The following is an 11,911-nucleotide window of genomic DNA, read 5'->3' as shown; positions in this document are numbered from 1 at the left end:
GCACGTCGCCCAGGTCGCGCTCTTCCGCCAGGACCTGCGCAAGGTCACTCCGGAGGACCAGTCCACCATCCTCCGATTGCTCACAGAGCGTCATGGCGACCTGGTCAACGAGCGGACCCGCACCACCAACCGCCTCCACGCCGTCCTGCGCGACCTGCTGCCCGGCGGAGCCCCCACCGGCCTCTCGGCGGACAAAGCCGCCACGCTAATGAAGGGCATCCGCCCGATCACGGCCACCGACAACTGCCGCCGTGACATAGCCCGTGATCTGCTGGCCCACCTGCGTCGGCTGGACCGGCAGGCCAAGGCGAACGAAGCCCAGATACACGACGCCCTGGCCGCGTCACAGACCGCGCTGACGTCGCTGCCGGGCCTGGGCACCGTGCTCGCCGCGAGGATCCTCGGCCACATCGGCGACATCGATCGCTTCCCGACTGAACACCATTTCGCCAGCTATGTTGGCGCGGCACCGCTGGACGCCTCCAGCGGGAAGAACATCCGGCACCGGCTCAACACCGGCGGAAACCGTGCCCTGAACTCCGCGCTGCACATCATCGCCGTCTGCCAGATCCGCAATCCCGGTCGCGGCCAGGACTACTACCTGCGCAAGATCGCGGAAGGCAAGACGCCCGCAGAGGCCCGCCGGGCCCTGAAACGACGCCTATCCAACGTGGTCTACCGGATCATGAAACAAGACCGTCGCAGCCATCTCACAACCGCAGCTTGACACACAGAGGCGCTATCGGGACACACCCCGCCAGCCCGGCACCGACAACGCACCATCCCCGGCCAACAGCCGACACTGTGAAACCAGGACACTTCGGTTAGAGAAATCATGAGTCAGACCCCAGACCCAGGACAGCACCCACCTATCCTCCCGCCCGTCACAGCGTCAACTCCCAGAAATACTGAGCATGCTCAGTTCCCGCTCTCGGGACATCCTCGATATGACTCCGGCCGATCGCTACGCAGCGCAGAGGCCGACATCTTCGTTCAGGTTGCTTCACGACCGGTGCGGCTTCTCCACGGCTGCGTGGGCCACGAGGCAGGGCACCAACGATCGGACATTCGGGCCGATCCAGAGTGGGTGGCCCAGCGGCAGCGCCGCCCGCTGCGGGCAATCGAGGCGTTCGCAGACGCCGCAGCAGGATCGAGGAGCGGACGCTCGCCGCTCAGGAACGCTGAGGCCCCCTGCCAGCACCTGCCCGGCGGGGGCCTCAGTGACCCATCACGTGTCACAGACGCCCCTATAACGGGGGGTCGGTAGAGACCGTCCTGACCAGGTTGAAGACCTCGCGGGCGGCATATCGCTTGAGGCATCGGATGATCTCACGACGGGTTTTGCCCTCCTGGGTGCGGCGTTCGTAGTACGCCTGGGTGCGCGGATCGCAGCGTAGCCGGGAGAACACGATCCGGTGCAGGGCGGCGTTGGCCTGCCGGTCGCCGCCACGGTTGAGCCGACGCGAGGTCCGACGGCCCGAGGAGTACTCGATGGGACTGACTCCGCACAAAGCGGCGAAGGACGCCTCGGTGTTCAGCCGCTCGGGGTTGTCTCCCATGGTGATCAGAAGAGTGACGGCGCTGTCCGGGCCGATGCCCACCGGTATGAGCAGTTGCGGGGCGTGGCGTTCGACGAGCCCGGTCAGGCGCCGGTTCAGCTCATCGATCTGTCCGGTGAGCTGCTCGATGCGCTGGGCCAGCAGGCCCAGGGTGATGTGGGTGGCCTGGGCCACGGCGTCCTCGTCGTCCCCGTCGGGCAGGCTGAAGCGTGCGCAGGTGCGGAACAGCTCGCGGTTGCCCAGACTGGACAGTCGTTCCCGCAGGTTCGGGTCGGCGATGACCAGGACGGCCTTGAGCTGGTTGATCGCCTGGGTGCGAGCCTTGACCGCCGAGTCCTTGGCGAGTTTGTACATCCGGGCGCTGTGCACCGGACCGTCGCCGGTTTTGGCCCGGGCCTTGGCGCGACCGCTGCGCACGGCCCGCGCAGCAGCCTGCGCATCGAGTGGGTCCGACTTCCCGAGCAGACGGCGGGCTGTGCGGTCGGGCCGGTTCACTTCGTACACCTGGACGTGCTGCGCCAGCAGGTAGCGGGACAGGCCCGCTCCGAAGGTGCCGGTGCCCTCCACACCCGCCCGGCGCACCGTCCCCCGCTTGCGGGCCCAGACGAGCAGCCGCCGGTAGCCGGCCGCCGTGGCCGGAAAGGACTCGGTACCCAGAACCTTCCCCAGCGGGGAGACCACGGCGGCAACATGAACCTCGCCGTGCGTGTCCACACCCAGGACGACCTCGCCCCGAACGGGAGGATCCGTGCTGGAGGAGGTGCTGCGCTGTCACGTCGTCATGGTGGTTCGCCTCCCGCGTCGTGACGTGCTGGGTGGATGGCACCGGCCTGCCCGGGCGGTCTGAACCGTGATGGCGCCTGATCCTCGGCAAGACCCCTATTGGGACACGCCCTGTGGCTCGGTGACAGCAGGCACCACCCCGCAACGACAGTCGACACGTCTGTGACTGGACACTTCGGTCATACATGTCATGAGTCAGACCCCCGTCCGGGACAGCACTACGCAATCGTCCCATTGCCCCCGGCACACCGGCCTGAGCCGACCGCAGCCGCATAGTTTCGAATGAACCGGCGCTCAACCTGGCCTGGACAGGCTGACAATGAGTTAACTCTTCGTCCACTCGGGACCGGCAATGACGGGCAGCCCTGTGGGGTCGCGTCCGCTGGAGTGGTGTATCGACGGCCACTCGGTGATCTCGTTTTGAGGCTATGCGGTGAGTTCGGTCGGGAGGACGGTCTCGTCGGTTTCTGACTCGATCGGGTGGAGGCGGGCCTTGGTTAGCAGGTCGAGTCCCATGTATCGGCGGGCTTCGGTCCACTCGCCGTTCTGCTCGGCCAGCACCGCGCCGACCAGGCGGATCAGGGCGGTGCGGTCGGGAAAGATGCCGACCACGTCGGTGCGGCGGCGGATCTCTTTGTTGAGCCGTTCCTGCGGGTTGTTCGACCAGATCTGCCGCCAGATCTCACGCGGGAAGGCCGTGAAGGCCAGCACGTCGCCCTGGGCGGCGTCCAAGTGGGCTGCTGCTTTGGGGAACTTGGCCTCCAGGGCATCGAGGACGTGTCGCATCTGGGCCTGGACGGCGTCGGTGTCGGGCTGTTCGAAGACGGTCCGCAACAAGGTGGCCACCCATGGCTGGGCCGACTTGGGCACCTGGCTCAGCAGCGCGCGGGCGTAGTGAGTACGGCATCGCTGCCAGCTCGCGCCGGGCAGGGTGGCGCCGATCGCGTTGACCAGGCCCATGTGCGCGTCGGAGATGACCAGTTGGACACCGGACAGGCCGCGGGCGATCAGGGAGCGCAGGAAGGCGAGCCATCCGGCGCCGTCCTCGGCGGTGGCGACATCGATGCCGAGGATCTCGCGGTGTCCGTCGGCGTTGACGCCGACCGCGATCAGGGCGTGGACGTTGATGATGCGGCCGCCCTCGCGGACCTTCTGTGTGAGCGCGTCGACCCAGACGAAGGCGTAGGGGCCGGCGTCCAGGGGGCGGTTGCGGAACGCGGCGACCTGGTCGTCCAGGTGTTTGGCCATCGCGCTGACCTGGGATTTCGACAGCTGGGTGACGCCAAGGGACTCGGCGAGCTTCTCGACCCTGCGTGTGCTCACGCCCAGGAGGTAGGCGGTGGCGACCACCGAGATGAGGGCCTGTTCGGCCCGCCGGCGGCGTTCCAGCAGCCAGTGTGGGAAGTAACTCCCGGACCTGAGCTTGGGGATGGCGAGTTCGACGGTGCCCGCCCTCGTGTCCCACTCGCGCGGGCGATATCCGTTGCGATGGTTGACGCGTTCGTCGCTGACCTGGCCGTATTCGGCGTTGCAGAGGGCGTCGGCCTCTGCGGACATGAGCGCGTCGGCGAACGTCTTGACCATCGCGCGCAGTAGATCGGGACTCGCCGCGGCGAGGTTGTCCTCGGCGAGGGCGTGCAGGGGCAGACTGTCGGGTGCGGTCATCGTGCTGATCTCCTTCGGGCTTCGACACCTCGAAGATCAGCCGGTGGCCGTTCGTCTATGCGGTCCTCACCCCAACGCCGGAGCAAACCCCCGGATCAGGTCGAACCCGTACACCACTTCCCTGGACGCAACCCCCTGTCCGCCTTACCGGACGGTGGACAATGCTGAATGTGAGCCGGTCCGGTTTTTCGACGTACGTCGGTTCATGTTCCTGTTCAGTCTTGCGAGCAGCCGTTGTGCGGCTCCTCTGTACAGCAACTCACACGGCGCCGCTGGAACAGCATGAAGGATGTGATCCTTCAGCGAGACAGCTGTGATCATTCCGTGTCGACCCGGCGTTAGTGTCGCTCCGACCTGACGCGCCGAGGCAGAGACTGTGCTGCCGGATGCGGGTACTGCGGCAGGCGATAAGCCGGAGCGCGGGATGGGCTGTTCACTGCCCGGGGGAATCCCGCGGGCCCGTGGGCAGCGCTATGACGGTCGCAGCCCCGGGGGAACCATCGAGGAGGGGCGCAGGTCGTGGAACTGCTCGGACTGGCACGCCGTAGGCCGAAGATCGTAGCTGGTGCTGCAGTGGCCCTGCTCGTGCTCGTGATCGCGATACCCCGCCTCGTCGCGTGGAACACGCAGAACGAAATCGTCGACGCGGTCAAAAGCCGCCTGAACCGCTGCGGGATGACAATCACGCTCGACGTACCCGCCGCCTACTCCACCGGCCGCGCGCGGAACGGGGAGACGATCGTCGCCATCCCGTATCTTCACCGCGTCCTGCCCGGGGACACCAGTACGTTCTACGTCGGCGTCAGCCACACCGACGCCGACGGCTGGATCATCACGACCGACGACCCGTCGCAGCTGTCCATCGGCTGCTTCGGCTCTGACAAGATCATTGACCAGACCCTCGGCCCGGGCAAGCACGCCACCACAGCCCCTACGCAACAACATGCCAGCCGCACGCCGACCCCGGAGGACACCGCCGCCGAAGCTTCGGCATCCGCTGCGTCCGCGTCGGCCTCCGCACAAGTCTCCGCCAGTGCAGCCCTCGCCTCGATCCAGCGCCAGGCCCTCGCCCGTACCTACACCGTCGGCGACTACACCGCGCACCTCACCAACGCCGACCCTACCGACCCGTCCATCGACACCCCCGGCATCTACATCGCCGGCACCGTCGCATCGCACTCGCCGGACACCGCCGTCCCCGTGCAACTCGGCATCGTCGTCACCCTGTTGCGATCGGACGGCTCCGTCGATGCCAGCGGCACCTTGTGCATCGAGCTCCTGGGCGGCACCTCCCAGGTCGCCGACACCACGGCCAACGGCGGCACCCCGGACTGGACCTCGATCCGCATCACGCGAAGCCCGACAACGCCATGCTGAACTCTGTCCGTCCCACACCTGGGCCAAATCGGTGACCCCCTGTGGCAACGGATCGCGACCCTGGTGCCGTCACCATCCTGCCACACCTGGACAATCAGCCTATTTCGGATCGCGGTTGTGACATTCTTTCCAGCCGTCGGCTCACCCGTGCTCGCCACCATCCGCCCCGGGCCGGGCAACAGAGAGCAATCCCGTGCGGGGTGTATCTCAAATAGACATCGGGCCACACGCACGCCGAGGGCACGAACACCAGGTCTCGATCGCTCGCGGGCCGAGGCACGCGCCGGGGTCTCCACGGCATCGCTGAGTGCGAGCGGCACGACGGCGTCTGAGTGAGGCGTGGTCCTTGTCCGTCCTGACCACGCTGCTGCTCGCCAGTGGCTACGCCTGGCTGGGGTCCCTCGCCGGGGGCATATCAGGGGCACTGCTCGGAGCTGTCACGGGACTTTCGACGAGCGCCTTGCTGTACGTGCTCGTCAACCGGGCGGTGTCGGGTCCGAGTGGACGCCGCACCGCCGGACCGGGACAGCCCGACCGGCCCCGAAGGATCCGGCGCTGAAGCCAGGAGTCTCCGCCCGTCGGCCGCCGAGACCGGATCGGGCCCGGGCCGATGAGAAGGACGTGTCCGTCAGCCTGCGACCGCTTCAGCCGCCTCGTACCCCGCCTCCACGATCGCCGCGCGCAGGAGCCCGTCTACCGGCTCGCCCAGGTCTCCTCGCTCGGTTTCCTACTCTCCTACGGCTTCGCCCCACTCGGCCTCGCCCTCATCGCGCCGATCATCGACTCTTCGGCACCCGCACGGTCCTCGCGGTCCGCGCACTCGCCTGCTCCACCGCCCCGGCCGCAGCCGCCCTCGTCCCCAGCGCCCGGCGCTTTTCCAACTGGTCCGCGGCACGGACAGCCAGAGCTGCCCGGGGAGATGGTCCTGTCACCTGACCCGCCGACCCCAGAGAAGACACTGGGACTCCTCCGGGTCCACCGCAGGCGGAAGGCGCACCGTGGGGTCAGCGCGACCGTGCCGGTCAGCCGCCGGAGGGGGTCGCGGCCGTCGGCGACGTGCGGGGACGGCGGCGCCGGGCGGCGCCGACGGCGAGGTCGACGGCCAGGAACACGGCAAGGGGTATGCCGAACAGCGGGATCACCCAGCCGACCGCGGCGACCACGACGATGCCGACCGCGACGGTCCCGGACGGCAGGCCGCGCCAGGCGCCGCGAGCGGGCGGGGTGCCGAGGAGGGCACGGTGGTCGGCGCGGGTGGGACGGCGCTGCCACCACATGCGGTAGCCCCAGAGGATCACGCAGATCAGGCCGATGGCCAGGAGGGCGAGGGCGATCTGGTTGACGAGGCCGAACAGGGTGCCCATGTGGGCGTTGATGCCCCAGCGGGTCAGTTTGGACAGCACCGGCCAGTCGGCGAAGTCCACCCGGTCGACCACCTTGTCGGCGGAGGCGTCGACGGCGACACTGTCCCGTCCGACGGGCCACAGGTTGCGGGTCTGTGTCACCGTCCAGGCCGTGGCGCCGTCCGCCGGCACGGCGATCTCCACCGGACCGCCCAGACCGTCGCCGCGGGCGGCCTTCAGCACGCCGTCGATCGCGCTCGGGTCGGGACTCTTCGAGGCGGCGGAACCTGCCGTGCCGCCGGACGCGCCGGCCAGGGTGGTGGACACCCCGGGGGTACCGGAGCGCAGCGCGTCCAAAGCCTCGCCGAAGTTCGCGCCGGCGTAGCGGGACCAGGTCAGGCCGGTCGCGGACAGGCCCAGCAAGCCGATGGAGATCCACACGCCGGTCACGGCGTGCCAGCTGCGCGTGCGCCGTACGCCCTTCTTCGCGGACACCTCCGGCAGCAGCAGGCGCCGCGCGCTGCGGTTGTCGCGCCGGCGGCGCCACCACAGGACCAGGCCGCCGAGGACGAGGACCCACAGCCAGCTCGCGGCGATCTCGGAGTAGTACCGGCCGACCGTCCCGAGCTGCAGGTTGCGGTGGAAGGCGTCCAGCCACGTCTTGAGGGGAGTGTCGCCATACCAAGTGGTCAGCCGCCCGCGCACCTTGCCCGTGTACGGGTCGACGTAGACGGTGTGCGCCTTCTCACCCAGTTGGGGCAGAGCGAAGTCCGCCTGCGTGGTGTCGTGGCCGCTGCCTGGGCGCACGGCGATCAGCGTGCCCTTCGGATGCTCAGCGCGTGCGGCGGCCACCTGCTCCGACAGGGGCAGGACGCTGTCACCGGTCCGGGAGACGTGGAGTTCCTTGCCGTAGATGAGCGAGTCCAGTTGCGGCGTGAACGTGTAGAGCAGACCGGTCACGGCCGCGACGAGCAGGAACGGCGCCACCAGGACGCCCGAGTAGAAGTGGAGCCGTGCCAGCAGCGCGCCGAAGCCCCCCGGCCTGCGGGCCGGGGCGGCGGTCGCGGTCGCCTTGGCCGTCGGGGCCTTCGGTGTCACAGTGGCTGTGGCCCCGGGTATCTCCTTGGCCGGCCTGCCTGGTTCGGGCAGGTCGGGGGCATCGGAGCTGACGGACATCAATCCCACCTCGTGCTGTGTCGGCGGTGCACAGGGCACCGAGATCCGTGCTGGACGACCGACGCCCGGCCGATGAGCCGCCCTGGCATCGCTCCACCGGCCCTGTTCGGCCGCTGTCCTGAAACAGTCGGATGGATGGGTTCCCCAGTTCCCGCCCGCCCCATGAATTCACGGCCCGCCGCCATACGGTCCGTTCCGCCGCCCGTCGAGAGTCGCGAGCGAGTCCGCGGTGAGGATCCGGTGATGCGTCAGGACAGGAGCACAGCGTCTTGAGGTAGTCGTAGGGCGGGTCGCCCTGGTTCCCCGGGACCGGAAGGACAATCCTCACGTGGGACGATCCCGCGCCAGAGCTCCCGTCCCAGGTGTCGCCGTGCCACGATGACGCCACCGGGCCACGTATGGAATTCGCCTTCCCGAGCGTGGCCCGGCCCGTGCCCGCCGGCCGCCACGTCGCCACATCCCGTCCCAGTGCGGGCTGCGGCCGGCGGGCTCAGCAGAGGCCACAGCCCCTCAGTGACAGCCGACGCCGGAGCCCGCGGCGCCTCCGCAAAAGCGTGGCCTGCCGCCGGCGGAAGACCGGACCGGACGGCGATGGGCGCCCAGGTCCGCACCGAGGGCGGGGTGTTGTACCGGTCGGCGGGTTCCCGTCTCGGGAGTCACGCCAGAACTCCGCCTGGCCTTCCTGTTCTTGGAGTACTCGGCAACTGTTGGCCCGGTGGCGGTCCGGGCCGGAGATTCGGTCTCCGGCCCGGAACACGCGGTGCGGGCCTCACATCACGCGGCGCCGGTCCCTCCCGGGACTCTCCGGCGGCGCAGGATGCGGGCGGTGAGGAACCCAGCGACCGCGGCCGCGGCGCCCGTCAGGACGGCCGTCGCCGTGGTGCGGCCGAGACCGAGGAGGGTGTCGGACCCGCCCGTGTCCGGGGCCGGCAGGCTCAGGTCCGCACAGACGGACGGAGTGCCGGCGGGCTTGGTGCCGTCGGCGGCCTCGAACTGGAAGGCGTTGGTCTGGGCGTCACCGTCGCCCGCCGTGATCGAGTAAGTGAGGGTGATGACCCCCGCGGGCAGCGGGGAGACCGCGGCGCAGGCGGTAGTGGTGTCGGTGACGACCGGCTGGCCGACCGGGACGACATGGCCGTCGGGGCCGACCATGCTGATCTTCGGCGCGATGCCGGACGTCAGGTTGTCGAAGGTCAGCGCGACCACGCTCGTCCCGGCGCCGACCGTGGCCCCGGGAGCCGGTGTCGCGGTCTTCAGCGCGGTGTGGGCGTACGCGGGTGTGCCGCCGAGGAGCAGCAGCACCCCCGCGCAGCCGAGCGATCCGGCCGTCGCCGTCAGAAGTCGAAGTCGGCGCATGCGATCCGGTTGTCCTGTGCCTCGTTGGGGTGGATGACGATCGCGACCGCGTGCTTGCGGGTCTTGCGCGTGTTGTTAACCGTCGTCATGCCCATCCCGGACTTGTCAGCGGTGAACATCAGGTGGATCTCGTTCGGGGGCATGGTCGGCCCGCCCTTGTCGAACTGGAAGTGCCCTCCTCCGTTGTCGTCGGAGCAGTGCTGGGCGTGCAGGTGCGCCATGTAGACGTGCCCCGGCTTGAGGCCGGTCAGGGAGACGGTGACCGTGGTGCCCTTGGGGCCTTGGGCCAGCCAGGCCGTGCCCTTGACGTCGTTCATGCCCGGCGGACGGGTGTCCAGCATCTTGAAGGTGCCCTTCACCACGCTCGCTCCGGCCATCTTGTAGGCGGGCGTGGCCGAGGGGTCTCCCATCGCGGTGCCGGACATGCCGTCCATGCCGTGGGCCGAGGACGAGGATGACGAAGAGGATGAAGAGGACGAGGAGGTCTTGGCCGAGGTGTGGTCGGCCGAATCGCCTCCGCAGCCGCCGGCAAGAGCCGTCGTCGCGGTCACCAGGGCGGCGCAGACAGCGAGCCGGGTCCTGCGGCGGACGGTTCGGGGAGCCGACGGATCGCCGGACGTGGGTGCGCAGGCGGACATGTGGTGGTGCATGGAACTCCCGATCGATGAGCATCGATGAGCGAAGAGCATGTGCCATCACCTGCGCTCAGGCAGGCGGGCATGCTCAGGGCCAGGTGGACAGGCCGACGCGCGCGAGCGCGCACGCCGGTTCCGGGCGTGCACCGGCCCTGGTCAACGCCGGGAGACCACAGGGGAATTCAGAGGCGCAGGATGGACGGCGGGCCGGGCGGCAGGTGATGGTGTGCCGAACCGGCCCTGGGTGGTCCTCTGCGGATGACGGCGTGCCTGAGCACGGCGGGAGCAGTCGGCGGGGCCTGCGCCGCGCCCTGCGCGGGCCAGCAGGCGAGGGTCCGCCGGTCGCGCACGGTGCGGGCGAGCATGCGGCGGACACGCCGAAGCGGCGCGAACAGCGCGACGGCAAAGGCCCGGCCCAACCGGTAGGCCGCTGTCTCACCCCGCCACAGCCACAGTCCGCACACGACGGCGGCCAGCAGATGCGCCAGGAACATCCCGGCGGAGCCATGCCGCACCAGGGCCGACTCCAGCGGCAGGGCGACGGGAGTGCCTGTTGTCCCCGTGTGCTGCATGGCCATGCCTGAAACCGAGTGGCTCATGTGCATGACCATGCCGGAATGGGAGAACGCCATCGCGTGGTCCATGCCGGAGGCCGGTCCCGCCCCTGGTGCGCCGGCCGGCACACGGACGAGCGCATGGGCCACGTCGAACAGCAAGTGCAGCAGCCCCTGTGCAACGGCCGTTACCCCGACCACAGTCACGGCACCGCGTTCCCTGCCGGTCAGCCACCACGCGCCCGAGGCCGTCCCCGTGAACGCCAGGACAAGCGTCCACCAGGGCAGCAGATCACCCGACATCAGGGCGTGCCCCAGTGCCGTCGTCACCACGCAGACAGCCGCGAAAACGGCCGCCCGCAACGCACGCGGGATGCCGACGCTCTCTTCGGGCCACGTCGAACGGGTTCCCCGGCGCGTTCCGCCGCCGCGGCACCTCCGGGACATCGCACAACTCCTCGAACCGATGGGCTTCCCTGTTCCTTACGGGCCAGAGCGTCCTCTCGTTCAAGTGCCGTGCGCGGTATCGGCCGGCCCCGTCGAAGCGACCGGGGCCGGCGGGCACGTGGGGTGCGGCAGATCGCGTGGTGCGTGTCGCCGGTCGCTGCCGACTCCGAGGCGGCTCCCGGCTCCCGGCCGACTCGCCGGTTCTTCCTCCGTCGGCCGCTACCGGCGCCCGCATGAGCGGATACGTCCGGCCGTCTGCCGCGGCCGCGCCCCGGGGCTCATCTCTTCCGCAGCGGTGCAAGCGGTACTAGCGTCGGCGGAGTACACCCCGCCCTTCCCACATCTTTGGGGTTGTCATGATCCAGACCCGAGAACTCCTCGACAGCGTCACCAGCGAGAGCGTCATCGGCGGTGAGGTGCTGGCCCGGGCCGTCGACGTACTCGTCGCGTGCGAGACGGCCGTCACGGCATGCGCGACGGGCATGCTCGCCGAGAAGGACGCCGACGAACTGCGCAGGGCCATCGACCAGGACCTGGACTGCGCCGATGTCACGGCCGCGACCCGCCGGGTCCTGACCCGCCACAGCAGCCATGACCCGGCGCTGCTCACGGCGCAGGTCGAAGCCTGTCTCATCGCCTGCCAGCGCAGTCACGACCTGTGCGGCGGGCACGCCGAGCACCACGAGCACTGCCGTATCTGCGCCGAGGCCACCGGCCGCGCCGCCGACGCCTGTCGGGACGTACTGAAGGCCGTGCGGCCCTGAAGCCCCCACGGTCAGTCCCGCGTGGGCGGTGACGGTCCGGTCGGCGGGCGGCCGGACACCGCCAGGTTCACCAGCAGGTACAGCAGCCCGCTGGCCACGAGGCCGACCAGGCAGCCGACGACGGCACCGACCGTGCCCGCCGCCACCTCACCCAGCCAGCCAGCCAGCCGTAGCCTCCGGCCAGCACCGCCACCGTGGCGGCCGGCAGCAGCCAAGCGGGGCCGCTCCCTCTCCTGCCGTACCCGGCCGGCC

At 69.6% G+C, this 11,911-nt stretch carries 10 protein-coding genes; 3 read left to right on the top strand and 7 right to left on the bottom strand.

Annotated features, from left to right (window positions below):
* Positions 1-727: transposase (locus ABZ656_RS12080; RefSeq protein WP_360267093.1), on the top strand; the 727-nt coding region annotated here is incomplete at its 5' end.
* A 520-nt stretch (positions 728-1,247) separates the two neighbouring features.
* On the opposite strand, the gene ABZ656_RS12075 is transcribed toward ABZ656_RS12080, so the two are convergent.
* Positions 1,248-2,273, bottom strand: coding sequence for an IS110 family transposase (locus ABZ656_RS12075; protein WP_360267090.1), 1,026 nt, complete (start codon positions 2,271-2,273; stop codon positions 1,248-1,250).
* A 495-nt stretch (positions 2,274-2,768) separates the two neighbouring features.
* Positions 2,769-4,007, bottom strand: coding sequence for an IS256 family transposase (locus tag ABZ656_RS12070; protein WP_360267087.1), 1,239 nt, complete (start codon positions 4,005-4,007; stop codon positions 2,769-2,771).
* Positions 4,008-4,526: 519 nt separating this feature from the next.
* On the opposite strand from ABZ656_RS12070, the gene ABZ656_RS12065 reads away from it, so the two are divergent.
* Positions 4,527-5,384 (top strand): hypothetical protein, encoded by an 858-nt coding sequence (locus ABZ656_RS12065; protein ID WP_360267084.1) that lies wholly within the window; start codon positions 4,527-4,529, stop codon positions 5,382-5,384.
* 1,022 nt (positions 5,385-6,406) lie between these two features.
* On the opposite strand, the gene ABZ656_RS12060 is transcribed toward ABZ656_RS12065, so the two are convergent.
* The 4 genes from ABZ656_RS12060 to ABZ656_RS12045 all read right to left on the bottom strand — a co-directional run bounded on the left by ABZ656_RS12060 (position 6,407) and on the right by ABZ656_RS12045 (position 10,895).
* Positions 6,407-7,903, bottom strand: coding sequence for a PepSY-associated TM helix domain-containing protein (locus ABZ656_RS12060; RefSeq protein ID WP_360267081.1), 1,497 nt, complete (start codon positions 7,901-7,903; stop codon positions 6,407-6,409).
* Between the two features lie 774 nt (positions 7,904-8,677).
* Positions 8,678-9,259 carry a copper resistance CopC family protein gene (locus tag ABZ656_RS12055; RefSeq protein ID WP_360267079.1) on the bottom strand — a complete coding sequence of 194 codons (582 nt, stop codon included), beginning with the start codon at positions 9,257-9,259 and terminating at the stop codon, positions 8,678-8,680.
* On the bottom strand, positions 9,238-9,909 hold the full coding sequence (locus tag ABZ656_RS12050) for a superoxide dismutase family protein (protein WP_360267076.1): 672 nt from the start codon (positions 9,907-9,909) through the stop codon (positions 9,238-9,240). The genes ABZ656_RS12055 and ABZ656_RS12050 overlap by 22 nt, the downstream gene beginning before the upstream one ends.
* A gap of 167 nt (positions 9,910-10,076) precedes the next feature.
* Positions 10,077-10,895, bottom strand: coding sequence for a hypothetical protein (locus ABZ656_RS12045; RefSeq protein ID WP_360267073.1), 819 nt, complete (start codon positions 10,893-10,895; stop codon positions 10,077-10,079).
* Between the two features lie 356 nt (positions 10,896-11,251).
* Here ABZ656_RS12045 and ABZ656_RS12040 point away from each other — a divergent pair, with 356 nt between their 5' ends.
* Complete coding sequence (locus ABZ656_RS12040) at positions 11,252-11,659, top strand: hypothetical protein (protein ID WP_360267070.1); 408 nt, start codon at positions 11,252-11,254, stop codon at positions 11,657-11,659.
* An 11-nt stretch (positions 11,660-11,670) separates the two neighbouring features.
* Here the strand turns inward: ABZ656_RS12040 and ABZ656_RS12035 are convergent, their stop codons facing one another.
* Positions 11,671-11,874 (bottom strand): hypothetical protein, encoded by a 204-nt coding sequence (locus tag ABZ656_RS12035; RefSeq protein WP_360267067.1) that lies wholly within the window; start codon positions 11,872-11,874, stop codon positions 11,671-11,673.
* Positions 11,875-11,911 lie beyond the last annotated feature (37 nt).

It is taken from the genome of Streptomyces sp. NPDC007095, assembly GCF_040634475.1.
GTDB lineage: Bacteria > Actinomycetota > Actinomycetes > Streptomycetales > Streptomycetaceae > Streptomyces.
The sequence above is the reverse complement of the archived record's forward strand: the minus strand, read 5'-3'. Positions and strand labels throughout refer to the sequence as shown.